Source organism: Streptomyces thermocarboxydus, assembly GCF_024760485.1.
In the GTDB taxonomy this organism is placed as follows: domain Bacteria; phylum Actinomycetota; class Actinomycetes; order Streptomycetales; family Streptomycetaceae; genus Streptomyces; species Streptomyces cellulosae.
Genome location: NZ_CP058273.1, coordinates 3056302 through 3081086, shown reverse-complemented (window position 1 = coordinate 3081086; position 24785 = coordinate 3056302). Strand labels below are relative to the sequence as shown.

22 protein-coding genes and 1 pseudogene are annotated in these 24785 nt (G+C 73.8%); 11 read left to right on the top strand and 12 right to left on the bottom strand.

Annotated elements, in window-relative coordinates; all coding sequences use genetic code 11:
* Window positions 1-7: 7 nt before the first annotated feature.
* Window positions 8-1315, bottom strand: coding sequence for an ABC transporter substrate-binding protein (locus AY578_RS14085; RefSeq protein ID WP_161108012.1), 1308 nt, complete (start codon window positions 1313-1315; stop codon window positions 8-10).
* 172 nt (window positions 1316-1487) lie between these two features.
* On the opposite strand from AY578_RS14085, the gene AY578_RS14080 reads away from it, so the two are divergent.
* Complete coding sequence (locus AY578_RS14080; RefSeq protein WP_019524564.1) at window positions 1488-1934, top strand: SCO4402 family protein; 447 nt, start codon at window positions 1488-1490, stop codon at window positions 1932-1934.
* Window positions 1935-1981: 47 nt separating this feature from the next.
* Complete coding sequence (purU, locus tag AY578_RS14075) at window positions 1982-2863, top strand: formyltetrahydrofolate deformylase (protein WP_019524565.1); 882 nt, start codon at window positions 1982-1984, stop codon at window positions 2861-2863.
* Between the two features lie 141 nt (window positions 2864-3004).
* Here purU and AY578_RS14070 read toward each other — a convergent pair whose 3' ends face one another.
* Window positions 3005-4183: a maleylpyruvate isomerase N-terminal domain-containing protein gene (locus AY578_RS14070; RefSeq protein WP_258902427.1), complete on the bottom strand. Its 1179-nt coding sequence runs from the start codon at window positions 4181-4183 to the stop codon at window positions 3005-3007.
* Window positions 4180-4761, bottom strand: coding sequence for a sigma-70 family RNA polymerase sigma factor (locus tag AY578_RS14065; protein ID WP_019524567.1), 582 nt, complete (start codon window positions 4759-4761; stop codon window positions 4180-4182). Before AY578_RS14065 ends, AY578_RS14070 begins: the two co-directional genes overlap by 4 nt.
* Before the next feature lie 361 nt (window positions 4762-5122).
* On the opposite strand from AY578_RS14065, the gene AY578_RS14060 reads away from it, so the two are divergent.
* The 3 genes from AY578_RS14060 (at window position 5123) to AY578_RS14050 (ending at window position 7167) form a co-directional block, all read left to right on the top strand.
* Window positions 5123-5503, top strand: a complete 381-nt coding sequence (locus AY578_RS14060) for an STAS domain-containing protein (RefSeq protein ID WP_136238221.1) — start codon at window positions 5123-5125, stop codon at window positions 5501-5503.
* Window positions 5504-5690: 187 nt separating this feature from the next.
* Window positions 5691-6203, top strand: a complete 513-nt coding sequence (locus AY578_RS14055; RefSeq protein WP_019524569.1) for an EF-hand domain-containing protein — start codon at window positions 5691-5693, stop codon at window positions 6201-6203.
* A gap of 496 nt (window positions 6204-6699) precedes the next feature.
* Window positions 6700-7167: an ATP-binding protein gene (locus AY578_RS14050; RefSeq protein ID WP_019524570.1), complete on the top strand. Its 468-nt coding sequence runs from the start codon at window positions 6700-6702 to the stop codon at window positions 7165-7167.
* A gap of 415 nt (window positions 7168-7582) precedes the next feature.
* Here AY578_RS14050 and AY578_RS14045 read toward each other — a convergent pair whose 3' ends face one another.
* Window positions 7583-8623 carry a GlxA family transcriptional regulator gene (locus AY578_RS14045; RefSeq protein ID WP_136238219.1) on the bottom strand — a complete coding sequence of 347 codons (1041 nt, stop codon included), beginning with the start codon at window positions 8621-8623 and terminating at the stop codon, window positions 7583-7585.
* Window positions 8624-8695: 72 nt separating this feature from the next.
* Between AY578_RS14045 and AY578_RS14040 the strand changes: the two genes are divergently transcribed.
* Entirely contained in the window at window positions 8696-10003 is a 1308-nt protein-coding gene (locus AY578_RS14040; RefSeq protein ID WP_136238218.1) for an MFS transporter, read from the top strand.
* A gap of 42 nt (window positions 10004-10045) precedes the next feature.
* Here AY578_RS14040 and AY578_RS14035 read toward each other — a convergent pair whose 3' ends face one another.
* Window positions 10046-11245 carry a flavin-containing monooxygenase gene (locus tag AY578_RS14035; RefSeq protein WP_019524573.1) on the bottom strand — a complete coding sequence of 400 codons (1200 nt, stop codon included), beginning with the start codon at window positions 11243-11245 and terminating at the stop codon, window positions 10046-10048.
* A gap of 102 nt (window positions 11246-11347) precedes the next feature.
* On the opposite strand from AY578_RS14035, the gene AY578_RS14030 reads away from it, so the two are divergent.
* Entirely contained in the window at window positions 11348-11947 is a 600-nt protein-coding gene (locus tag AY578_RS14030; RefSeq protein WP_019524574.1) for a GNAT family N-acetyltransferase, read from the top strand.
* 23 nt (window positions 11948-11970) lie between these two features.
* On the opposite strand, the gene AY578_RS14025 is transcribed toward AY578_RS14030, so the two are convergent.
* From AY578_RS14025 to AY578_RS14015, 3 genes are all read right to left on the bottom strand, one after another.
* Window positions 11971-12654, bottom strand: a complete 684-nt coding sequence (locus tag AY578_RS14025; RefSeq protein ID WP_019524575.1) for a pyridoxine/pyridoxamine 5'-phosphate oxidase — start codon at window positions 12652-12654, stop codon at window positions 11971-11973.
* Window positions 12655-12669: 15 nt separating this feature from the next.
* A complete protein-coding gene (locus AY578_RS14020) occupies window positions 12670-13095 on the bottom strand; it encodes a pyridoxamine 5'-phosphate oxidase family protein (RefSeq protein WP_019524576.1) in 426 nt (141 codons plus the stop codon).
* A 219-nt stretch (window positions 13096-13314) separates the two neighbouring features.
* Complete coding sequence (locus AY578_RS14015; protein ID WP_019524577.1) at window positions 13315-13950, bottom strand: TetR family transcriptional regulator; 636 nt, start codon at window positions 13948-13950, stop codon at window positions 13315-13317.
* Between the two features lie 134 nt (window positions 13951-14084).
* Between AY578_RS14015 and kbpA the strand changes: the two genes are divergently transcribed.
* The 3 genes and pseudogenes from kbpA (at window position 14085) to AY578_RS14000 (ending at window position 18118) form a co-directional block, all read left to right on the top strand.
* The gene (gene kbpA, locus AY578_RS14010; protein WP_078611467.1) at window positions 14085-14807 is read left to right on the top strand and encodes an AfsK-binding protein KbpA; all 723 of its coding nucleotides are present in this window, start codon (window positions 14085-14087) and stop codon (window positions 14805-14807) included.
* Between the two features lie 222 nt (window positions 14808-15029).
* Window positions 15030-17385 (top strand): annotated as a pseudogene (afsK, locus tag AY578_RS14005) (protein serine/threonine kinase AfsK).
* Between the two features lie 202 nt (window positions 17386-17587).
* Window positions 17588-18118 (top strand): hypothetical protein, encoded by a 531-nt coding sequence (locus AY578_RS14000; protein WP_136239914.1) that lies wholly within the window; start codon window positions 17588-17590, stop codon window positions 18116-18118.
* A gap of 131 nt (window positions 18119-18249) precedes the next feature.
* Here the strand turns inward: AY578_RS14000 and afsS are convergent, their stop codons facing one another.
* The 4 genes from afsS to AY578_RS13980 all read right to left on the bottom strand — a co-directional run bounded on the left by afsS (window position 18250) and on the right by AY578_RS13980 (window position 23670).
* Window positions 18250-18438, bottom strand: a complete 189-nt coding sequence (gene afsS / locus AY578_RS13995) for a co-regulatory small protein AfsS (RefSeq protein ID WP_019524593.1) — start codon at window positions 18436-18438, stop codon at window positions 18250-18252.
* A gap of 228 nt (window positions 18439-18666) precedes the next feature.
* Window positions 18667-21624 (bottom strand): SARP-family global regulator AfsR, encoded by a 2958-nt coding sequence (afsR, locus tag AY578_RS13990; RefSeq protein WP_258902425.1) that lies wholly within the window; start codon window positions 21622-21624, stop codon window positions 18667-18669.
* 125 nt (window positions 21625-21749) lie between these two features.
* On the bottom strand, window positions 21750-22145 hold the full coding sequence (locus AY578_RS13985) for a nitroreductase/quinone reductase family protein (protein WP_136239912.1): 396 nt from the start codon (window positions 22143-22145) through the stop codon (window positions 21750-21752).
* Window positions 22146-22158: 13 nt separating this feature from the next.
* Entirely contained in the window at window positions 22159-23670 is a 1512-nt protein-coding gene (locus AY578_RS13980) for a CehA/McbA family metallohydrolase (RefSeq protein WP_161231253.1), read from the bottom strand.
* 245 nt (window positions 23671-23915) lie between these two features.
* Here AY578_RS13980 and AY578_RS13975 point away from each other — a divergent pair, with 245 nt between their 5' ends.
* Entirely contained in the window at window positions 23916-24776 is an 861-nt protein-coding gene (locus AY578_RS13975) for an LLM class F420-dependent oxidoreductase (protein WP_215189064.1), read from the top strand.
* Window positions 24777-24785: the final 9 nt, after the last annotated feature.

Genomic DNA, 24785 nt, shown 5'->3' with positions numbered 1-24785 from the left:
CCCTTTCTCACAGCGCCGCGTCCTCCAGCGTGGACGTCACGTCCGTGAAGCCGTTCGCCGCTGCTGTGAGGCGGCCGTCGCGGACCTGGTGGAGGGTGACGTTCGCGTTGACCAGGCGGGGGAGGCCGACGGAGGCCAGGGTGTCCTGGAACTTCCAGCGGAGGGTCGGGGTGAGGTTGCCGGTGGTGACCTTCAGACCGCCGTCCAGGGCGGCGGACACCGTGTCCGCGGTGACCTCGCCGTCGCCGAGCGACTCCACGGCCTGGCGGAGCACCGTGTAGGCGATCCACGTCGTCTGCACGCCCGCGTCCGCCGGGTCGATCCGGTTGTCGCCGAAGGCCTCCGCCCGGATCACCTCCCTCATCGGATCCCAGCGCGCGTCCCCCGCCTCCGGGTACCAGCCGGTGACGTACGCCCCCTCGTACGGTCCCGACGCCCCGCCGGAGGCGTCCAGCACCGTCTGGTCGACGCTGCCCAGCACGGTCGCGGTGCGCACCTTCGGGTACCGGGCGCGGGCGCGCCGGAAGGAGTCCATGAAGGTGCCGGTGCGGTCGCCGAGCGCGGGCACCACGCAGCCCTTCTCCCCGGTGCCGTCGGCCGCGTGTTCCAGGGCGCGCTCGGCGGCGTCGCCGTAGGAGGTCGCGTCCTCGGCGGCGCGCAGGTCGCCCGCCCGGTCGTGGCCGCCCGCGGCGAGGCCCGAGTCCAGCAGCGGAGGGAGCTGGTCGCCCGCGATGGTGTCGGGCCGGACCAGGGCGACAGGACCGCACGCGTCGGCGAGGGTCCGGCCGAGCCCCGCGAGCAGCGCGGGCTGTCCGCCGTTGACGGGGTAGGACAGCGGGCTGGTGAACTCGTCGTGGGTGAGGCCGTAGCCGCCGATGTACGGGATGCCGGCGGCCTCCAGCGTGGGCAGGAAGGCGTCGCCGTGCTGGCTGTACGAGCCGACCACGGCGACGGCGTTCTCCGCGACCGCGCGCCGGGCGCAGCGGGCCGCGGCCACCGCGTCGTCGTGTTCGTCGCAGGTCAGCACCCTCAGCGGGCGGCCGCCGAGGCCGCCGTGGGCGTTCACCCAGCGGCCGTAGGCCTCGGCGAACGCGGGCATGCCGGGCTTGTTGGTCGCGCCGGTGTTCTCGGGCGCCCACGTCATCACGGTGATCGTGTCGTCCCCTGAGCCCCCCGTGACGCCGGGGACGACCCCGCAGCCGGCGACCAGCGCCGCGCACGCCGCCAGCGCGCCTGCGGCCAGGGCGCCGGCGCGGGCGGGCCGGACGAGGGAGCGGGGGAGGACGGTACTGCGGATGCGTCGCCTGCCGGTCATGTCCCCGCACCATTCCCTCACACGGCGAACCGCGCCGTGACGCTCGGTCAACGACAGGTGACGCGGAGGTGAATTGCGGGGGCCCGTCCGGGGCGTACGGAGCGGAAACGTACGATCGACGACCGTGCAAGGTTCGGAGAACTCTTCCCGTCGCGGCCGTCGCTCCTCCACCATGGGCGGCATGCCACTCAACGACATGCCGTGGTGGCGCTGGCGCAGCAATGTGCGCTCCGCGCTGCACATGCTCTCCGACCCCGTCTTCCAGCGGGACGTCTGGCTGGCCGGCGTGCCCGGCTACGGGGACGTCACCGACGCCGTGTACCGGCTCGTCGAGGACACCTGGCTGGACAACTGGTCCGCCGAGAAGTACGTCGGCACGATCTTCCGCGACTCGCAGGAGGCCGCGCTCGTCGACACCGCCGTGCTGCGCGTGCTGCGGATCATGCACCAGGTCGGGCCGGACGCCCCGGTCACCGCGTACGTGGAGCACGAGGGCTGGCCGGAGGCGGTGCGCGCCGCGCGTGACGCGCACGTGCGGATGGCGGCGAGCGACGGCGACGACCCGGACGCGCAGCCCAGCACGCTCGAGGTGCTGCGCATCATGACGCGTTCCGCGTAGCGGGACGACCGGCCGGGAGCCGGTCCGGGTGTGCGACCCTTTTCCCCATGAGCGAGCAGTCCACCCGAGCCGCGGCACCTGCCGACCAGTACGTCCTCACCCTGTCCTGCCCCGACAAGCAGGGCATCGTGCACGCCGTGTCCAGCTACCTGTTCATGACCGGCTGCAACATCGAGGACAGCCAGCAGTTCGGCGACCATGACACGGGTCTGTTCTTCATGCGCGTCCACTTCTCCGCCGAGGCGCCGGTCACGGTGGACAAGCTGCGGGCGAGCTTCGCCGCGATCGGCGACTCCTTCCAGATGGACTGGCAGATCAACCGGGCCGACGAGAAGATGCGCATCCTGCTGATGGTCAGCAAGTTCGGGCACTGCCTGAACGACCTGCTGTTCCGTGCGCGGACCGGCGCGCTGCCCGTGGAGATCGCCGGAGTGGTGTCCAACCACACCGACTTCGCCGAGCTCGTCGCCTCCTACAACATCCCCTTCCACCACATCCCGGTGACCAGGGACACCAAGCCGGAGGCCGAGGCGCGGCTGCTGGAGATCGTGCGTGAGGACGAGGTCGAACTCGTCGTCCTCGCCCGCTACATGCAGGTGCTCTCGGACGACCTGTGCAAGCAGCTGTCGGGGCGGATCATCAACATTCACCACTCCTTCCTGCCGAGCTTCAAGGGCGCGAAGCCGTACCACCAGGCGCATGCGCGGGGTGTGAAGCTGATCGGGGCCACGGCTCATTACGTCACCGCGGATCTGGACGAGGGGCCGATCATCGAGCAGGAGGTCGAGCGGGTGTCGCACGACGTCACGCCCGACCAGCTGGTCGCGATCGGGCGGGACGTGGAGTGCCAGGCGCTGGCGCGGGCCGTGAAGTGGCATGCGGAGCGGAGGATTCTGCTGAACGGCCGCCGTACGGTCGTGTTCGCCTGAGAGGCGGGGCCTCCGGGTCTCGTCGGCGGCTGCGGGCCGTCGGGGGTCGTTCGCGCAGTTCCCCGCGCCCCCGGAAGGGGCGCGGGGAACTGCGCGAGCAACCACCACGCACCCGCAGCCGGCGACGAGCGCGACCCGCCCCTACATGCGGCTCAAGCTCGCCGCGGCGAGCAGCACATCCCTGATCGCCTCACGATCACCCTCCTGCCCGGCGGCAGCCTCCCGAGGCGGCACATGTCCGGCCGCCAGCCGGCAGAACTCCGCCCCGTCAAGGGCGACATGAGCCACCTCGTGCTCAGCGGACCCCTTCGCCGCCGGCGAGTCCAGCGGGATCAGCCACTCCCCGCCGCCCGACCCCTCGATCTCCAGCCGCAGGCTCCGCCCCGGCTCCCCGGCCGCGATCAGCCGGCGCTCCACCGGGGCGGCGAGCCCATGATGGCGGCGGTTCTCCAGGACCACGGGAAGCAGACGGGCCGCGAGGTCCACCATCTCGTGCAGATGGCGCCCCGCAGGGGGGTCGTACGGATAGTCCACCGCCTCCGCGATGTCCTCCGCGTGGACCCAGCACTCGAAGGCCCGGTCCAGCATCGCGTCGTGCAGCGGCAGCGCGAAGTCGCCGTAGGGGACGGTCATGCGGCCGGTGTCGCTGCCGGTGAAGGAGACCGTGCGGATCAGCCGGTGGCTCTGCTCCCGCCAGGGCCGGCGGACGGCCCGGGTGGGCGGGAAACGGGCGGCACGCCAGTACGCCTCGGTGCGGTCGGACGGCGTGGCCCGCTCGGGACGGACGTCGCCGAGCGGGTCCTCCAGGCCGAGGGCGACCGCGACCAGCCCGTCGACGCTCATCAGGTGGGCGATGACCCCGGCGACGGTGGTGCGCCGGGTGCTCGCCTCGTCGCCCTCGTACCAGCGCAGCCGCACCGGCGCGTGCCACTCGTTGTCGCCGAAGTCCTGGAGCAGCGCGTCGAGCCGGGCGGTCTCGGTGTCGTAGGCGGTGGCCCAGTCGGGGACCGGGATGCGCGGCGGGCGCCGCTCCAGGCAGGTCTCCAGGACGCGGGTGCGCAGCGCCGGGTTCAGGTCCAGGCTCTCGGGCCGCTGGAGCAGGCCCACGGCCTCGCGCAGCCGCAGCGCCTCGTCCGCGCAGGACCCGCACACACCGAGGTGCTCCTCGACGGCGTCGGCCTCGGCGGGCGCGCAGGCGGCCAGCGCCCAGGCGCCGAGCAGCGACTTCAGCACCTGGTGCTCGGGACCCGGGGGCAGCGCGTCCGGCCCGGGGGCGAGGGTTCCGCGGTCGTCGTACGGCCCGGGGCGGCGCCCGCTCACGCGGCACCCCCCATTCCGGGCGGCGCCCCCGGCGTCCCGGCGTCGTGGGCGGTGGCCAGCAGCTGGAGGCCGAGGCGCAGCCGGCGGCGGGCCTCCTCGTCGGTGACGCCGAGGTCGGCGGCGGTCTGCCGGTAGTCGCGGCGCTGGAAGTAGGCCAGCTCCAGCGCGGCCCGCAGGGGCGCGGGCATCGACTGGACGATGTAGTCGGCGCGGGCGGCGACCGTGGCGTGCCGGACCTTGCGCTCCAGGTCCTCGGTGGTGCCGGGCCCGCCCCGGGCGAGCGCGGCGGTCTCGGTGGTGCGCAGCCGCTCCACGGCCAGCCGGTTGGTCAGAGCGGCGAGCCAGCTGCGCAGGGGGCCCTGGCGGGGGTCGTAGGTGTCGGGGTGCTGCCAGACGTGCGCGAAGACGTCACGGGTGACGGTGTCAGCCGCGTGTTCGTCCCCGAGGACGCGGTGGGCGAGGCCGTGCACCAGGGACGCGAAACGGTCGTAGAGCTCGCCGAGGGCGGCCGCCTCCCCGCGGGCGAGCCGCTGCTGCATCTTGCGGTCCCAGCGGGGCGGTACGTCCTTCTTCTGCATGCGGCCCCTCACCCCCTGTTCGTCCCGCGGGTCCCCGGGGTGGTCGGTCCCGGGACCGGCGTGTGACCGGCGACGCCACGAATGTAGTCGCCATCCACGTGCGTGCACGCCCCTTTGTGGCAATGTGCGCCCCTCGCGGCGCCTTCCGTGGTAGAGGGTCGCGCACGCAGGTGGCACAGCCCGCGGATCATGTCTGCCCCGTCGCCTGTCGATCGGAACCGATCGAATCGGATCGATTACGACCAGAACAAGCCCCTTCTGTTCGGTAACCGTTTCCGGGTCCGTGTTTCAGGGAACGGCCGGTGGGCAGCCGCGCAGCAAGGAAGCGTAGGCATTGCTTCCGTTTCAGCGAGCGAGGGGCGTGGTGGTGACCTTCAAAGTGACCGACCAGGAGAACGGCGAATGGGCTGTCCTCCGGGTCTCCGGCGAGCTGGACCTGATGACGTCCCCGGTGCTGCGGCAGCGGGTGCACGACGTCGTGGCGGAGGGGCGGCACCAGCTGGTCCTCGACCTCTCCGAGGTGTGGTTCTGCGACTCCAGCGGGGTGGGCGTGCTCATAGCCTCCCGCCGGCTGCTGCGCTCCTGTCAGGGCCGGCTCCGGCTGATCCTGCCCGCGCGCGGCGCCGCCGACGGCAGCCACGTCAACAAGGTGCTCGGCGCGCTCGGGGTGCGTCGGCTGTTCGAGGTCCACCCGGACGTGCCGTCCGCCGTCGACGAGGACGCCCGCCCGCTCTCCGCCTGAGCCGCCGCCCCCGTCACCCCCTTCCCACCTCGTGGTCCGCGCGTGGTGCCGCTCACACGTGTCACACGTCTGTCCCGGTGTTCCCCCGGTCCTGGCCCAAGCGCCGCTTTCCGGCTTCCCCGCGCCCCCGCACCCCGTACGCTCCCAGCGAGACGACCCCTCCGACCTAAGGCGGCCTGAACAAGACATGGTCACCAGCGAGTACGAGCGCAGGATCGCGGCCCGCTTCGCAGGCTTCGACCAGGACGGCAACGGCTACATCGACCGCGAGGACTTCATGGCGGCGGCCAAGGCGCTGCTCGCCGAGTTCGGCACGGCGGCCCGCTCCGACCGGGGCCAGTCCCTGTACGTCGGCGCCGAGGCGTTCTGGCAGGGCATGGCCGGCATCGCCGACCGGGACGGCGACCAGCGCATCACCCGCGAGGAGTTCGTGACCGGCGCGGTCAAGCGGCTGCGGGACAATCCGGAGCGCTTCGCCGAGATCGCCCGCCCCTTCCTGCACGCGGCGCTCGCCGTCGCGGACACCACCGGGGACGGTGCCGTCGGCGTGGAGAACACCGCGCGCGTGCTCCGGGTGCTGGGCGTCGACGGGGACGTGGCGGCGCAGGCCGCCGCACAGCTGGACACCGACGGGGACGGGCGGATCGGCGAGGAGGAGATCGTCTCCGCGTTCGCCCGCTACTTCACCGTTCCCGAGTGACGCGCCGGGCGCTCCCGACGGCATTCGTGTCACCGATCGTGGCATTTTCCTGATCACGGAGCGTCCGTACGGCACCGGGCCGGGTGAGTTCTCTCGTCACGGCCCGGAGTCGGGGCGCGGCTCCGGTACGTTGTGAGGGATGCGAGTCGTCGTGAGTGTCCGCCACGGCCGGGGCTCCCTCGTGACGGTTGCCCGAGGCGCCGTTCCTGCGGGTGTCCGTGGGCTCAACGGGCCGTGTACCGCGCTCCGTTCGAGTCGGCGCGGCAAGCGTCGCACAGTATGCCGCACGGGTACTCCTTCGCGTTGGAATATGCCCGAAGCGCTTGTTGGCGTGACTGTACGTCAACCATGCTGTCCCACAAGGGAGTCACGGTCCGTGATCCCGGTCCCGGTCATTGTTCTGGCCATGCGGAAAATGGCTAGGATCGTGGCCCTCGTGAGGCGCGAGTCCAAGTGTCCGCCGGTTCGGATGGTGTGAGCGGTGCAGGTGCTTCAAGTGCAGCTGGAGATCCGGCCCGACCCCGCTGAGGTGGGGCGGGCCAGGCGCTGGGCCCGCTCACGGCTGGCCGGGTCCGGCATAGGGGCCGACGAACCGCTGGCCGAGACGCTGATCCTGCTCGTCTCCGAACTGGTCACCAACGCCGTGGTGCACACGGGCTGTCCGGCCGTCCTGAGACTCTCGCTGCCCGGCGCGGACGCGGCCGAGGAGGTCACCGTCCGCCTGGAGGTCGCCGACCGCAGCGGCCGCGCCCCCGTGCCGCGCTGCGCGGGCGACGAGGCGACCGGCGGGCGCGGACTCGCCCTCGTCGACGGTCTCGCCGACCGCTGGGGCTGGACCACCGAGGGCGCCGGCAAACGCATCTGGTGCGAACTCGACCGCTGCGGCGCCGCGTCCGACGCCGCCCGCACCTCCTGCGGCGGCAGCGCGGTGACGTACGACGGGCTGGCGTACGAGGCGGTCTGAGCGCTCCGCGCCCCGACGGTTGCCGCGCCTTCGGGGAGGCACGGGTGCATGGCGCGACGGCGCTCCGGTGCCGTGCGTGATGCGGTGCGCCGGATGTGCTCCCGTGCGCCGAGCCGACGAACAGGGCAATTGCCGCGAACGCCGTATCCACCCTCGAAATGGTATTGACGCGCCATGACCGGGTGATGACTCTGGTCGTCAGCGATTCGCCGTGAGGGGACGGCGAGGGCGCCGCGACGGGGGCCCTCGGCGAGTGTGGGTCGTGATCCGGCGTGTGCCTCCCGGGCGCGGGGGACCTGGCGGGGCCGCCGGAGACGAAGGGCGGTGCGGGGCTGCCGTGCTCGGGGCGAGCAGCGCCGCACCGCCGCCGCGGCGATCTGTCCACAGCCTGTGGACAAGCGGACGCGTGCGGAACTCAGACCGCGACCGCCGCCCCCTCCTCGCGCGTCGAACCCGCGCGGAAGGTGCGCCGGTAGGCCGTGGGCGTCACACCGAGGGCCGCCTGGAGATGGGCGCGCATGGACTGGGCCGTCCCGAACCCCGCGTCCCGCGCCACCTGGTCCACGGTCAGCTCGGTGGTCTCGAGCAAGTACCGTGCCCGCTCCACCCGTTGACGGGTGAGCCACTGCCCCGGACTGACCCCGGTCTCTTCACGGAAGCGGCGGGTGAAGGTGCGCACCGACATCGACTCCCGCTCCGCCATGTCCCGCAGCTGGATCGGCTCGTGCAGCCGGCCCAGCGCCCAGGCGCGGGCGCCGCTCGTGGACGCCTGCTGCGGGTCGGGCACCGGGCGCTGGATGTACTGCGCCTGGCCGCCGTCCCGGTGCGGCGGCACCACCGTGCGCCGGGCCACGTCGTTGGCGACGGCGGCGCCGTGGTCGCGCCGCACCATGTGCAGGCACAGGTCGATCCCGGCCGCCACGCCCGCCGAGGTGAGGATGTCGCCGTCGTCGACGAACAGCACGTCCGGGTCGACGTCGATCCGCGGGAACAGCCGCTGCAGCCGCTCCGCGTCCGCCCAGTGCGTGGTGGCGCGGCGCCCGTCGAGGCGGCCGGAGGCGGCGAGGACGTACACCCCGGTGCAGATGGAGGCGATGCGGGCCGTCGGCGGGATGCGGCCCAGCGCGTCGGCGAGTTCGTCCGTCAGCTCGCCCCGCTCGAAGACCGGGCCCAGCTCGTAGGAGGCCGGGACGACCACCGTGTCGGCGGTGGCCAGGGCCTCCGGGCCGTGCGGCACATGGATGGTGAAGTCGGCGTCCGTCTCCACAGGACCCGGCGGCCGGACCGAGCAGGTGACCACCTCGTACAGCGGGCGCCCCTTCTCGTCCCGGGGCCGGCCGAACACGCGGTGCGGGATGCCCAGTTCGAACGGCAGCGCGCCGTCGAGGGCGAGGACGACCACGCGGTGGGGCCGGTGGCCGGCGGGGGAGCGGGACTCGTCCGGACGTGAAGGCATGGCCCGATCCTAGCGAATACTGTCCCTCGGGCCACTCGTTGAAACAGACATGCTTCACCGAAGCTGTACGGCGTGACCACGACCAGCAAGACCGCCGCCGTCGGGCCGCCCGCGAGCGGCCGCAAGCCGACCCGCCTCCGCGTGCACCGCGCCTGGTTCGTCGCCGCCGTCACCTTCGTGACGATCATCGGCGCCGCCGCCTTCCGCGCCGTGCCGGGGCTGTTCATCGACCCGCTGAACGAGGAGTTCGGCTGGTCGCGCGGCACCATCGGCGCCGCGGTCTCCGTCAACCTGGCGCTGTACGGACTCACCGCCCCGTTCGCGGCGGCGCTGATGGACCGCTACGGCATCCGCCGGGTCGTCGCCGTCGCGCTGACCGTGATCGCGGCCGGCTCCGGCGCCACCGTGTGGATGACCGCCCCCTGGCAGCTGATGCTCTGCTGGGGCCTGCTGGTGGGCCTCGGCTCCGGCTCCATGGCGCTCTCCTTCGCCGCCACCGTCACCAACCGCTGGTTCACCGAGCGGCGCGGTCTGGTCAGCGGCATCCTCACCGCCGCGTCCGCCTCCGGACAGCTGATCTTCCTGCCGCTGCTGTCGTGGATCGTCGACCGCTACTCGTGGCGGCCCGCGGCCGTGACGGTCGCCCTCGCCGCGCTCGCCGTGGTGCCGTTCGTCTGGCTGCTGCTGCGAGACCACCCGGCCGACGTCGGCCAGAAGCCGTACGGGGCCGAGGAGTTCGTGCCCAAGCCGGCGCCCGTGCCCGGGGCCGCCCGGCGCGCGCTGACCGTGCTCGGCTCGGCCGCCCGCACCGGCCCTTTCTGGCTGCTCGCCGGGACGTTCGCGATCTGCGGCGCCTCCACCAACGGGCTGATCCAGACCCACTTCGTGCCCGCCTCGCACGACCACGGCATGCCCATCACCACCGCCGCGTCCCTGCTCGCCGTCATCGGCGTCTTCGACGTCGTCGGCACGGTGGCCTCCGGCTGGTTCACCGACCGCTTCGACGCGCGCCGGCTGCTCGCCGTGTACTACGCGCTGCGCGGCATATCCCTGCTCTTCCTGCCCCTGCTGCTGGCGCCCTCCGTGCACCCGCCGATGCTGCTCTTCATCGTCTTCTACGGCCTCGACTGGGTCGCCACCGTGCCGCCCACCCTCGCGCTGTGCCGGGAGCACTACGGCGACGACAGTCCCATCGTGTTCGGCTGGGTGCTGGCCTCGCACCAGGTGGGCGCGGCGATCGTGGCCTTCGCGGGCGGGCTGGCGCGGGACGCGTTCGGCTCGTACGACGTGGTGTGGCTGGCGTCGGGCGCGCTGTGCGCGGCGGCGGCGCTGATGGCGCTGGTGATCCGCAAGCGGCCCGCGGTCCTGACGGCGAGCTGAGGCGCCCGGAGGGCCGGGCGCCCGGCAGCTGAAAACCGGGTCTCAGGCGCCCGGCAGCGGGGACGCCTTCCCGCTGCGGGCGACCGCGCGGGCGATGCGCTGGGCGTCCAGGGCCATCTCGCGGAGGTTGCCGCTGATCGGGTTGGTGAAGCCGGTGAAGTACAGGTCCGGGGCGCCGGCCGGGGTGCGGGCGCCGTGGACCACGGGTCTGCCGCGCTCGTCCAGCACGCCGAGGTGGCCGACCAGGCCCTCCAGGCCGCGCTCGTACCCGGTGGCCGCGATCACCGCGTCCGGGGAGATCCGCTCGCCGTCCGTCAGCAGCACCTCGCCCTCCTCGAAGCCCTTCACTGCGGCGACCACCTCCACCGAGCCCGCGCGCACGGCGTCGATCAGACCGACGTCCTGCACAGGGATCGCGCCCTCCAGGACGCGGCTGTAGAGCCCGGTCTCCGGGCGGGGCAGGCCGTGCTCGGACAGGTCCGGCACCGCGACCCGCGCCTGGAGGCGGCTGATCCGGTCCACCAGCGGCACCGGCAGCCGGCGCACCAGGATCCCGGAGTACTGCGCGGGCCAGCCGGCCGTCGAGCGGCGCACGATGTGCGGAGGGGTGCGCACCGCCAGCCGCACCCGGGACGCGCCGCCCTCCACCAGGTCCACGGCGATCTCGGCGCCCGTGTTGCCGACGCCCACCACCAGCACGTCCCGCCCGGCGAACGGCTTGGGGTTGCGGTACTGGGACGCGTGCAGCAACTCGCCCGTGTACGTGTCCCGTCCGGGCCAGTCGGGGACGCGCGGGGTGTGGTTGAAGCCGGTGGCGACGACGACCGCCGCGCCCGTCAGCTCACGTCCGCCGGTGGCGCGCAGCAGCCAGCCGGCGCCGTCCTCGCTGCGCTCGATCCGGGACACCTCGACGCCGGTGACGATCTCCAGGCGGTGGTGCTCGGCGTACTTCTCCAGGTAGCGGACCACGTCGTCGCGGGACGGCCAGCGTCCGAAGCGGCGCGGCATCGGCAGGCCGGGGAGCGCCGACCGGCGCCGGGTGGTGTGCAGGTGCAGCCGGTCGTAGTGCCGGCGCCAGGAGTCGCCGACCCGCTCGGAGCGCTCCAGGACGACGGCCCGCACCCCGCGGGCGCGCAGGGCGTGCGCGACGGACAGTCCGCCGGGGCCGCCGCCGACGACATGGACGGGGCGGTCCGCCCGGAGGGGCGCGGTGGGCTGCGCGGACGTGGAGGAGTCGGCCATGACCGCGAGCGTAATCAAGCAGGGGGTTGATGGGTCTCGGTCAAGACCGGAATTGGTTGCGGAATGATCACATGATGTCGTGATCGCGGGTTCAATGTCCCCATGTCTTCTCCCCAGCCCACCCGACCCCTCCCGCCGTCCGAACTCCGCGGCCACGGACTGCTGCTGCGCGCCTGGGACCCGGACTCCGCCGACGACGCGGACGCCTGGCTGCGCGGCCTCACGGACCCGGAGTTCCGGCGCTGGAACACCCCGCTGCGCCCGGTCGACGACCTGGCCGGCGCCCGCCGCTCCCTGCGCGCCCGGGTCGCCCTCGCCGAGGAGGGGTCCACCCTCTCCTTCCATGTCGCGGACGACACCGACGGCACACCGCTCGGCCACATCGGCATCCAGGACATACATCCGGTGATGCGCGTCGGCCGCATCGGCTACTGGGTCCTGCCGGAGGCCCGGGGCCGGGGCGTGGCCACCCGCGCGGTCCTGCTCGCCGCGCACTGGGCCCTGACCGAGGGCGCCCTCCACCGCCTGGAACTGGGCCACGCGATAGGCCACGAGGCGTCCTGCCGCATCGCGACCCGCTGCGGCTTCCTCCCGGAGGGCACGCTGCGAGACGCGATGTTCGCCCCCGACCGCCATGACGCCTTCCGGGACACCCACCTCCACGCCCGCCTCGCGACGGACCGGGAGCCGGCGGGGCCATGAGCTTCAGGCGTGGAGCCACCCCCTCACGGCCACAGCAACTCCCGCACCCAGTCCGCCCCCTCCCGCCGATACCGCAGCCGCACATGGCGTCGCTGGGGATCGCCCTGGAAGAACTCCACCTCGGCCGGGGCGAGGTGGTACAGCGTCCACGACGGCGCCGGGGTCGTCGGGGCACTGCGCGCCTTCTCCCAGGCCGCCTCCGAGGCAAGGCGGAGTTCCTCGGGAGAGGCGAGCACCCCGCTCTGGTGGCCCGTGAGGGCCGCGGCCAGCGCGCCGGTCGAGCGGGCGTGGAGGTCGGCCTGGGCCTCCTCGGGCGGGGCGGCCGTGACGGGGCCCCGTACACGGACCTGGCGGCCCAGGACGGGCCAGTAGAAGGCGAGGGCCGCGTACGGGCGGGCGGCGAGGTGGCCGCCCTTGCGGCTGTGCGCGTGCGTGGCGAACGACCAGCCCCGCTCGTCCGCGCCGTGCAGCATCACGATCCGCACGTCCGGCAGACCGTCCGCGTCCGCCGTCGCCAGGGACATGGTGTGCGGCTCGGGCTGTCCGGCCGCCGCCGCGTCCGCCAGCCACCGCGCGAACAGCGGCAGCGGCTCGGCGGGGGCCCGCTCCGGGTCGAAGGGGCGCAGGTCGGTGACGGCCGGGTCCCACACCCGCAGGGAACGCAGCAGCTCGTGGAGATCAGGTTCGGGTTCCGGTTCCGGTTGCATGCAGCGATTGTCGGCTCAGATGGAGCCCAGGTCCGACGACACCCACCGCTCCGGCCGCATCCGCACCACGACCTGCTCCCCGCGGTTCTTCCACGCGAAGTCCACGTACCCCTCGACCTTCTCGGGCGGCAGATAGCGCGCGGAGATCTCCCGGAGCTTCTCGATCGTGGCGGGGGAAGTGTCGACGACGGGGCCCTCGACGGAGACGTAGCGGGTGGTCGGCTCGACGCGTTCCACCAGGAGGGAGAAGCGGCCCGACGCCTGCAGCAGCCGGTTCTTGCGGGAGTGCAGCCCGGTGAGGATCCACACGTCCTCGCCGGGCGCGTACTGGTACCAGATCGGCACGGTCAGCGGGGCGCGGCCCTCGCCCGCGTCCACCGCGAACGCGGCCACGCGCGGTTCGGACAGGAACGTCTCGCGCTCTTCACGGGACAGGGCCATGGCGATTCCTCCAGCGTCGTCGGCGTCGGGACGTGCACATGGGCGGCAGGCAGCCGTGCGGTGCCGCACCGTCCGGGCGCGGGCGTTTTCCGCCCTCGCGCCCCCACCATCGGAACCGGACCGCCCCCGGGGACGCGACAGGCGGCGGTCCACCGGAGTGAACCGCCGCCCGGATGACAGGAATCGCGAGGTCGGGGAGGGGATGCGGGGCCGGGCCCGCTACTTGGTCGGCTTGCGCCCGGTGACCCCCAGGTGCACCAGCAGCGCCAGGTTCGGTTTGATCTCGGCCTGCTTGACGCCCCAGGAGGAGAAACCTTTCTGGTGCGAGGCCACGGCCGCCAGCATGGCGACCAGGGACCCGGCGATCGCGCCGGGGTTGACGTCCTTGTCGATCCGGCCCTTCGCCTGGAGCTCGGAGACCGCCTCGGCGAGCGAGCCCTCCACGGCGTTGAGCACCTTCAGACGGATCTTGGAGAAACGTTTGTCCCCTTCGGCGGCGCCGAGATCCACCACACGCAGGATCGCGTCGTGCTTCCGCCAGAACTCCAGGAAACCGTCGACCAGTTCCTGCGCCGTCTGCCACCCGGCCCGCCCGCTCCAGGAGCGTCCCTCGACCAGCTCGCTCAGGGAGCCGCTCTCCGCCGCCATGGTCTCGGCGAGCTCCAGCACGGCGCCCTCGACGTCGGGGAAGTACTGGTAGAAGGTGGCCGGCGAGGTCCCCGCGCGGCGGGCGACGTCGATGACCTTGACATCCCGGTACGGGGACGAGCTGAGCATCTCGCTGAGGCAGTCGAGCAGCTTCTGCCGGGTCTCCTGCCCACGCCGGCCGGCCACGCGGCCGTCGACGGTACGCACTTGTCCTGTCATGCCGTCAGCTTACCGACGGGGTTCAGGAGCGCGATTCGGCCGACTGCAAATGGGGTGCGGGGCCCGAAGAACCCTGGTGTGCCTGGTCGGCGGGGTGCGGGCGGCACGGCTACGTTGTCGGCATGGCCGAAAACAGGGCATCGGAGTACACAGAGGGCACCCCCTGCTGGGTGGACGCGCAGCTGCCCGATCTGGAGGCGGGCAAGCGGTTCTACGGTGAGCTGTTCGGCTGGACCTTCGAGGACCAGCCCACCGGGACGGTCCGGGCGCTGAAGGACGGCGACCCCGTCGCCTCCCTCGCGCGCAAGACGGACGGACGGCTGCCCACGGTGTGGACGGTGTCCTTCTGGACCCCGGACGCCGACAGCCTGTGCGCCCGCATCCGCGCGGCCGGCGGACGCGTGGTCGCGCCCCCCGCGCCGTTCGGCGACCTCGGCCGCACCGCGCTCGTCACCGACCCCGAGGGCGCGGTGTTCTCGCTGTGGGAGCCCGGCACCGCGACCGGCTTCGGACGCCGGCACGAGCCCGGCACCTTCGCCTGGGTCCAGCTCTACACCCGGGACACGGAGACGGCCAACGCCTTCTACGGCGACCTCTTCCACGACGCCCTGTTCGGTGAGGGCGCCGACCCGGAATTCGGACGCGCGCCCGTCTCCGAGGTCTTCGCCCCCGAAATGCCCCCGCACCTCCTCGTCCACTTCGCGGTGACGGAGCTGGAGCCCGCACTGGAGACGGTGACCCGCCTCGGCGGACGCACGCAGGTTCCGCCCTTCGAGACGTCGTACGGAACGGCGGCCGTCGTCACCGACAATCAGGGGGCGTCCTTCGCGCTGCTGCGGCGCTGACCGTACGCTCGGTGCGCCGCCGCGGTCCGTCTCCTGTACGCCGTCCGACCGTCCATTCGAGTCATATGTAAACCTGGACACCCGATTTGTCGGCCGGTTCGCACCAGGGGGCCCGGACAGGAAGAATCGGGGTGCGTGCCGCCACGGCGGTGCGGTGGTGAGACGCTGCACTACGGTCGCGCACAGGTGGTGGCGCGACGCGTACGGGGAGGTGGCAGGCAAGTGGTGGATCAGCTGACGCAGCACGATCCGCGGCGAATCGGGCCGTTCGAGGTGCTGGGACGGCTGGGAGCCGGCGGCATGGGGCTGGTCTATCTCGCGCGCTCGGCGTCCGGCCGGCGGGTGGCGATCAAGACGGTCCGGACCGAGCTGGCCGAGGACCAGCTGTTCCGGGTGCGTTTCACGCGCGAGGTGGAGGCGGCCCGCGCGGTCTCCGGTTTCTACACGGCGGCCGTCGTGGACGCCGACCCGCGCGCCGCCGTGCCGTGGCTGGCCACCGCGTACGTGCCCGCCCCCTCGCTCGAGGAGATAGTGAACGAGTGCGGGCCGCTGCCCGCGCAGGCCGTGCGCTGGCTCGCCGCGGGCGTCGCCGAGGCGCTCCAGTCGATCCACGGCGCGGGCCTGGTCCACCGCGACCTCAAGCCGTCCAACGTGCTGGTCGTCGAGGACGGCCCCCGCGTGATCGACTTCGGCATCGCCTCGGGGGTGTCCAACACCCGGCTGACGATGACCAACGTCGCCGTCGGCACCCCCGCCTACATGTCCCCGGAGCAGGCCAAGGACTCCCGCAGCGTCACCGGCGCGAGCGACGTGTTCTCCCTCGGCTCCATGCTGGTCTTCGCCGCCACCGGCCACCCCCCGTTCCACGGCGCCAACCCCGTCGAGACGGTCTTCATGCTGCTGCGCGAGGGCCCGGACCTCGAGGGCCTGCCGGACGAGCTGCGGCCGCTCATCGAGTCCTGCATGCAGATGGACCCGACGGCCCGGCCCAACCCGGCCGACCTCCAGGCGCAGCTCGCCCCGCACCTGTTCGGCTCCGGCTCCGACGACAGCGGCACGGCGTCCGCCTGGCTGCCCGAGCGGGCCGTCAGCCTGATCGAGGCGCGCCGCGGCGGCCGTCCCGCCAGACCGCCGCAGAACAGCGGCCGCAGCGGCGGCGGCGCCCGTCCCCACGTACCGCCCCCGCCGCCGCACGACCCGGTCGTCCCGCCGCCCCGCCCCAGCCGGCCCCCGTGGGCGCGGCCGGCACGGGGCCGGTCCGCCTTGCGGGCGCCGCGGTGCCCATCGGCCCCGGCCCGCGCGTCGCCGACACGCGCGCGGCCGCCGTGCAGGCGCCCCGCCCGCCGCCGCCCTGGCCGCGACCTGGACCAAGCCCCGCCCCGGCGTCAACGGCACCGAGCCCGCCGCCCCCGCGCACCCGGCGCCCGCCGCGCCGCCGGAGAGCCCCGGCGGCTGGCGCCCCTGGCGGTTCCGCATGTCCAACGACGTGTGGGGCACGCCCGCCGTGGCCGGCGACCTGGTGTACGTCACCTCCTTCGAAGTGCACGCCCTGGACGTGGCCACCGGCCGGCGCCGCTTCAAGACGCGGGACGTCGCCTGGTCGATGGCGGTCGCCGACGGCCGGATCCACGCCTCCGACGGGCCCACCCTGTACGCGCTCGACGCCCGTGAGGGCGGCGACCTGTGGCGGCTGAACACCGACGCCTGGGTGTACTCCCTCAAGGCCGACCGCGGCACGGTCCTCACCGGCACCCGAGGCGGCGGCGTGCAGGGCTGGGAGGCGTCCACGGGGCAGAAGCTGTGGGAACTCACCGGCTGCCAGACCGACTTCGAGTCCCCGGAGGCCGGACCCGCCCTGTTCGACGGCACCGCCTACGTGTGGCAGGACGCCCGGCTACGCGCCCTGGACGCCCGCACCGGCGAGGAGCGCTGGTCGTACCCGATCGGCGACGCGGCCTCCTGCGGCGGCGTCCCGGTCCGCCTCACCGCCGCGCCCGACGGCTACGTCTACGTCTGCGCCGGCACCCGCGTGCTCGCCCTGGAGGCCGGCTCGGGGCACGTCCGCTGGCACTTCGAGGCCCCGGCGGTCTTCCTGTGCCCGCCCGCCTTCGTGCCCGGCCCCGCGGTCACCGGCGGCGGCGTGTACCTCGCCGACTACCTCGGCACGGTGTACGCCCTGGACGCCACCGACGGCCGCGACCGCTGGCGCATCGCCACCGAGGCGCGCTCCTCGGTGGAGCCGGTGCTGGTCGCCGCGGGCCATGTCCACGTGGGCAGCGGCAAGGGCCTCTACACGCTGGACGCGGTCACCGGCACGCCCAAGTGGCGCTTCCAGTCCGGCGGCGAGATCGTCGGCGCGCCCGCGGTCGCCGAGGGGCGGATCCACTTCGGCTCCAGCGACCACCTGCTGTACACGCTGAAGGCCGACGACGGCCGGCTGCGCTGGAAGCTCGCGACCGGCGGAGAGATCACCGGCTCGCCGGTGGTGCGGGACGGCGTGGTGTACGCGTGCAGCAAGGACCGCTGTGTGTACGCGCTGGACGCGGAGAAGGGCACGGGCACGGCACGGACGGCGTGAGACGCGCCGTCCCCGGCGGCCCGGCGTCTCTCGTGGCCTTCGCGCGGGACGGCCGTCGTGCCGGCTGCACGGAAGGGGCCCGGACGGCGGCCGCCTCGGGGGCGGCGGTGTCCGCCGCCCTCAGGGCCGACGCTACGCCGGGTACGGGACGGTCGCCAGGTAGTGACATGGCCGTGACACAAAGATCGCTAGCCTGACGGTCATGACTTCTCGGGGGAAGACACTCAAGCTCACCGCTGTCTCGGCGCTCGTCGTCCTCACGCTCACCGGTTTCTCCACCGGCCGCGGCCACGGCGGCAGCAGCGGGCACCACGACGGCGACAGCGGCGGCGGCGGTTGCAGCAGCTCCAGCCAGAACCACGACTCGTCGAGCGGCGGTTCGCACCGCGACTACGACGATGACGACTACGACGACGACTACGGCAGCAGCGGCGGGTCGGGCGGCTCGGAGGCGTCGATGTCCCCGGACGCGGCCACGGTGACGCTGGTGGAGTGCGTGTCCGAGCAGACGCCGTACGCCACCGTCGAGGTCACCAACGACGACACGGTGGACGGCACGTTCTCGGTGACGGTGGTCTTCAAGGACGCCGCCGGCGAGGAACTGACCCGCGGCACCGAGGAGGTCCTCGTCCCGGCGGGCGAGACCACCACGGCCGAGGTCCCGGTGGACGACGAGACGAGCCTCCCGCAGATCGACGAGTGCGAGCTGGACTCCTACGCCCCGGCGGCCTGACCCCGACATCACATGGGAGAGGGGCCTTGGTCCGATGTCGCAACGACACCGGACCAAGGCCCCTCTCACTACCCGCCCGCGACGGCTCCCCCTCCGTGCCGCCGTGGCCGGTCCCCGTGTGGGAAGAAGGCTTACTGGCCGTCCCGGTCCAGGGCCGGCGGCGCCGGGGCGTGCTGGTCCAGCGTGGTGACCTCGCCGATACTCGGCGGGGCCGGCGCGTGCTGGTCGAGCGTGGTGACCTCCGGGTCGTCCTTGCTCGGCGGCGTCGGCGCGTGCTGGTCCTGCGTGGTGAACTCCGGCTCGTTCGTGGCTTCCGTCATGATCTGTGCAACCCCCAACAGGTGGACTGGGACGAGCGGTTGAACGGCCCGCTCGGCGACTCCCCCGAGGGCCGCCGAACGGGCGTTCCAGCGGGTCTCAGAGTAGAGATGAGCCCCTCGGATCCGCCTGCCCCCCGACGCGACGCATCCGTTCCATGAGAGTGGCAGCCCGCCATAAACGTTCGATGAACGCCTGCCGCGGGACCGTCCTCGGCCCCCTCGGCCCCCTCAGGCCGCCGACAGCGGAGCGAGCAGCCGGCGCACCTGCACGGCCTCGGCGGAGCCCGTCTCGTCGTACAGGGTCAGCGCCTCGCGCCAGCAGGCGCGCGCCCGGTCGCCCTGGTCGAGGGTGTGCAGCGCCCGGCCGAGCAGCGTGAGGGCGTTGGCCCGCATCCAGTCGCCGCCGATGCAACCCATCGCCAGGGCCTGTTCGGCGTGCCGGGCGGCGCGTGCCGGGCGTCCGGCACGCAGGTGCACCTCGGCGATGCGGTAGTGGGTCGTGCCCTCCCACAGCGACTGGCGGTTCTCCGCGAAGATGCACAGCGCCTCGTCGAGCTGGGCCAGCGCCTCCGAGGGGCGGCCCGCCTGGCTGAGCACGATCCCGGACGCGTACCGGGCGTTGGCCAGCCGCATCGACATGCCCAGCTCGTCGTAGATCTCCACGCCCCGCCGGGCCAGTTCGACGGCCTCGTTGCTGCGGCCGATGGAGGCGAGGGTGCGGGAGAGGTTGCAGACGGCGCTGGCCTCTCCGGGCCGGTTGCCGTCGGCGCGGAAGGCGTCGATCGCGCGCAGGAAGTACCCCTCGGCGTCCGCGTACCGGGCGGTGCACAGGGCGATGATGCCGAGCTGGTTGGGGGCGGTGCCGTTCGCCCACGGGTCGTCCGCCTCCGCCAGCAGCGCGTCCGCCCGCCTCGCCTCCTCCTCGGCGGCCTCGAACCGGCCCGCCTGGCTGAGCACCTGGGCGACGGTGACCCGGGCCCGCACCTCGGCGCGGGCGTCCCCGAGGGCGGCCGCCGCCTCGCACGCGGCCCGCGCGGTCTTGCTGTACTGGCGGGAGTCCGCCCCGGACTCGGCGAGGTCGATGGCGGCGACCAGCAGGTCCACGGCCCGGCGCACCATCGCCCCGGACAGCGACTGCTGCACGCAGGCCAGCAGCGGCCCCGCCTCGCTGTGCAGCCAGTCCAGCGCCTGCGCCGCGCCGCCGAACTCCTCGCCCTCGAACCGGCCCTTCTCCAGGTGCGCCACGGTCCGGTCGCCCGGCCGCTCGATGCCGTACACGCGCACCGCCGTGGCCAGGTAGTAGTCGAGCAGCCGCGACCGTGCGGCCTCCCGCTCGGACGGCGGCTGCTCGTCCCGCTCGGCGCACGCACGCGCGTAGAGCCGGACGAGATCGTGGAAGCGGTAGCGGCCGGGCGCCGCCGACTCCAGCAGGGACGTGTCGACGAGGGACTCCAGCAGGTCCTCCGTCGCGTCCGCGTCCAGGTCCAGCAGGGCGGAGGCGGCGGCCACCGAGATGTCCGGGCCGTCGGCCAGGCCCAGCAGCCGGAACGCGCGGGCCTGCGCCGCGTCCAGCGCGCCGTAGCCCAGCTCGAAGGTGGCCGCGACGGCCAGGTCGCCCGCCTGGAGTTCGTCGAGGCGGCGGCGCTCGTCGCCGAGCTTCGCCGCGAGGAACGACACCGTCCAGGTGCGGCGGGAGGCCAGCCGGGACGCGGCGATACGGATGGCCAGCGGCAGGAAGCCGCAGGCGGCCACCACGTCCAGGGCGGCCTCCCGCTCGGAGCGCACCCGCTCCTCGCCGACGATCTTCGTGAAGAGCGCCAGCGCCTCCTCCGGCGACATCACGTCCAGGTCCACCAGGTGCGCCCCGGCCAGGTCCACCATCCGCACCCGGGACGTCACCAGCGCCGCGCAGCCCGCCGTGCCCGGCAGCAGCGGCCGTACCTGGGCCGCGTCGCGCGCGTTGTCCAGCAGCACCAGCACGCGGCGGCCGTCCAGCACCGAGCGGTACAGCGCCGCCCGCTCCTCCAGGGAGTCCGGGATCGCCGAGTCGGCGGTGCCGAGGGCGCGCAGGAAGGAGCCGAGGACCGTCTCCGGCTCCGCGGCGCGCGCGCCGGCGCCCTGGAGGTCGACGTAGAGCTGCCCGTCGGGGAACGCGTCCCGGGCCGCGTGCGCCATGTGCACGGCGAGGGTGGTCTTGCCGACGCCGCCGATGCCGGCCAGCGCCGACACCGCCATCACCTGCGCCTGCTCGCCGGTCGCGGACGCCAGGACCTCGCCCAGCTCCCGTACGAACGCCGCCCGGCCCGTGAAGTCCGGGACGGTCGCCGGGAGTTGTGCCGGACGCACGGGGACGGGTTCCGAGGCGGGCAGCCGGGCGGGCGGTTCCGCGAGGGCCGGGTCGGCCTCCAGGATGCGCTGCTGCAGCTCGCTCAGGTCCGGGCGCGGGTCGACGCCCAGCTCGTCGGCGAGCAGCCGCCGGGTGTCGGCGTACACGGCGAGCGCCTCCGCCTGGCGGCCGCTGCGGTACAGCGCCAGCATCAGCAGCTCGCGCAGCCGCTCCCGCAGCGGGTGGGCGGCGGTCAGCGCGGTCAGCTCGGACACGGCCTCCGCGTGGCAGCCCTGCTCCAGGTCCATGTCCAGCCGTGTCTCGAGGAGTTGGAGCCGCCACTCCTCCAGGCGCACGCGCTGCGCCTCCGCGTACGGGCCGGGCACCCCGGCCAGCGTCTCGCCGTCCCACAGCGCCAGCGCCCGGTTGAGCAGGTCGCGGGCGTGGCACAGGTCGCCGGTGTTGCGGGCCTTCTCCGCCTCCGCCGCCAGCTCCTGCGCGGCCCCGAGGTCCAGCGCGCCCTCGCCGAGCCCGCGCACGGCGTAGCCGCCCGACTCGCTGACCAGGACGCCCGGGTCCAGCACCTTCCGCAGCCGGGACGCGTACGTGCGTACCGCGGCCAGTGCCTGGGAGGGCGGTTCCTCGCCCCACAGGGCGTCGATCAGCTCGGCGGCCGTCGCGGTACGGCCCTCGCGCAGCAACAGGGCGGCCAGCAGGGCACGTTGCTGCGGACTGCCCGTGGCGACCGGCACGTCGCCACGCCAGGCGCGCACCGGACCCAGCACGCCGAACCGCAGCGCCACCGGCTCCGGGGAGGAGCCGGGACCCCGCTGCTCGGGTCCTCGCGGCACACCGTCCATGCAGTCCCCCTATGCATTCCGAGCAACTACGCCAGTTTGCCTTCTCCTGACGCATGAGTCAGCCGTGCGAGACACCGATCACACGGGGAGCGGCGGGCCGCCACGGACTCCACACATGTGCGACCTCATCCGTCCAGATCCACCCGTACGGTGAGCAGTTCGGCTCCGACGGCCCGGACGGCGGCGCTGTTGAGGCGGGGGAGCGAGCGCAGCCGGGCGACGGGGTCGTCCTCGGGCATCAGGTGGGCGGTGCCGGTGTGCCAGCGGCCCCGGATGCGCACCCGCACCCGGGGGTCCGCCTTGATGTTCCGCACGTACTGCGAGCGTTCGCCGAATTCCGACACCAGCCAGAAGGCATCTCCGGCGCGCCGCCCGCCCACCGGTGTGGTGCGGGGCAGGCCCGACACGCGGCCGGTGGTCTCCAGGAGGGTCTGGAACGGCATCCGGCGCAGCAGGGGGTTCCCGACGCGGCGCTGGAAGGCCGTGGCGACGCGGTACTTGCGTTCGGCGCGAGAAGTCATCGTGGCGCCGAGCCTACCGGCGGCCGAGGAAGACGGGGTTGGTGAAAGCGGCCAAGCTTCCCGGCAGCGGAGGCAGGGTGGCCTCGTGCCGCACCTCCGCGCGCACGTACGCGGCGTACGCCGGGGTGGTCCGCCACTCCACGGCGCCCTCGCCGCTCGCCGGCAGCGGCGCGGAGGTGTGCAGCACTCCTTGGTCGGTGACGAGACGGACGGTGCAGCCGGGGGCGCCGGTGACCTCGGCGCGGACGGTGACGGGCGAGTCGTCCGCCACCCGCAGCCGTTCGCCGATGCCCGCGTGTTCGCCGCGCGGCCCTGACGCGGTCAGGGCGAGGGAGACGGCCGCGGACTCGGCGACGTAGCAGCGGCCCGCGCGGATGCCGTCCTGGATCGCGCGGCGGGAGAGGTCGTCGGCGAGGACGACGGTCTGCGGCAGGCCCACGACGTCCGGGTCGCGGTGCGCGTCGCTGCCGCCCATGGCGGGAATCCAGTCGCGTCCTTCCCGCACGGACGCGACCAGCATGCCGTCCCAGTCGGCCAGCGCCACCTCGTCGTCGGGCGTCCACGGGCCGTTCCACACCTCCACCGCGTCCGCCTCGCCGAAGCCGAACTTCCAGTTGCAGCCGATGCAGGTGGCGTGCGGGTGGGCGGGCACGACCAGGCCGCCCGCGCGGCGGATCTGCCGGGCGAACCGGCCGAAGCGGTTGTCGCGGGCCCGGTAGCGCCAGTCGACGAACGTGCCGGGGTCGGTGCCGAGCGCCACCACGTGCCCGTTGCGGGTGGTGACCTCCTCGCCGAGCAGCACCAGCAGGTCGTCCCCGGCCGCCTCGGCCCAGTGGGCGTGCGCGGAAGGGGTGTTGTGCTCGCTGGAGTTGATGAAATCGAGTCCGGCCGCGCGGGCGAGCGCGGCGATCTCCCCGGGGGTGCGGCGGCCGTCGGAGTGCCAGGAGTGCAGATGGCAGTCGCCCCGGTACCAGGCCCGCCCCCGCCCCTTGGCCCGCTCCGGCGGATACACCGGCCGGGGCGTCCGGCCCGGCTCGCCGAACGTCAGCGTCACCGTGATCTCGTACGACAGACCCTGCGGGGCGACCGTGTACGGGCCCAGCGCGATGTGCCAGGTGCCCGCGCGCACCCGGCCCGGGATGTAGCCGGGGGTGGCCTCGTCGGCGCGCACGAAGAACTCGGTGCGCGCCCCGCCCGACCAGCCGCGGAAGCCCTCGCCGCCCAGGCCGGTGCCGCGCTCGTCGAAGACGCCGATGTCCAGGGCGTTGCCCGCGGTGCCGGACGGGACCTGGGGTCTGTCGTAGGTGTACGCGACCCTGATCTCCCGTACGCCGTGCGGTACTTCGACGGGGACGTACACGAAGTCGGGGGCGCCCGGGTCGAGGGTGCCCTTCACGGTCCTGGTCTGGCTGCGGCCGCCCTCGGCCGCGGAGGCGAAGCTCACGCTTCCCAACGTAAGCGCGGCGGCGGCGCCCGTCAGGAAGACGGCACGCCGTCCGACGCCGGCCTGATGCTCCTCGCACATGCTGCTGCTCCCGGGTGTCGGTGAGGACAGGGCTGGGTGATGCAGGGGTGGTGCGGTGCGACCTTTGTATTGAGCGGTGAACTGCCGTGGAAGGGAAGGGAATCGACGGATTTCGGGACGGGTCCGTGGATCGGGCCGCCTGTGATTCCGCGGGCCGGGCGCGGTGTGATGCCGACCGGTCGGTATGGACAGGAGGGGAGCGGGCGGGTATGCATGGGGCGTCGTCCGCGTACGAAAGGCCGCCCATGCGCATCGCCGTCACGATCTTCCTCACCGACGAGACGATCACCCCGGTCCGGCTGGCCCGGGAGCTGGAGCAGCGGGGCTTCGCCGGGCTGTACCTGCCGGAGCACACGCACATCCCCGTCGAGCGCACCAGCCCCTACCCGGCGGGCGGCGAGCTGCCCCGCGAGTACGGCCGCACCCTCGACCCCTTCGTCGCGCTCGGGCAGGCCGCGGCCGTCACCGAGCGGCTCGGGCTCGGCACCGGCATCACGCTCGCCGCGCAGCACGACCCGATCGACCTGGCCAAGCAGATCGCGACCCTGGACCACCTCTCCGGCGGCCGGTTCACCCTGGGCGTCGGTTTCGGCTGGAACGTGGAGGAGGCCGCCGACCACGGCGTGGAGTGGCGCACCCGGCGCGCCCTCGTCCGCGAACGGATGGGCCTGATGCGCGCCCTCTGGGCCGACGAACCGACCGCCTACGACGGCGAGTTCGCGAGCGTCCGGGCGAGCGTCGCCTACCCCAAGCCGGTGCAGAAGCCGCGCGGCCCGGTGAGCGGCCCCCGCACCCTCGTCGGCGGCGCGGCGGGACCGAAGCTGTTCGCCGACATCTGCGCGTACGCCGACGGCTGGCTGCCGATCGGCGGGCGCGGACTGACCGAGGCGCTGCCCGCGCTGCGCGCCGCCTGGGCCGACGCCGGCCGTGACCCGGCCGCCCTCCAGGTCGTCCCGTACGCGGTCCGTCCCAGCGCGGGCAAGCTGGACCACTTCGCGGAGCTGGGCGTCGAGGAGGTCGTCGCGCAGCTGCCGCCGGCGGGGGAGACGGAGGTGCTGCGGGCGCTGGACGCCCTCCAGCCGTTCGTCACCGCTCCCGGGTCCTGATCACGCCGA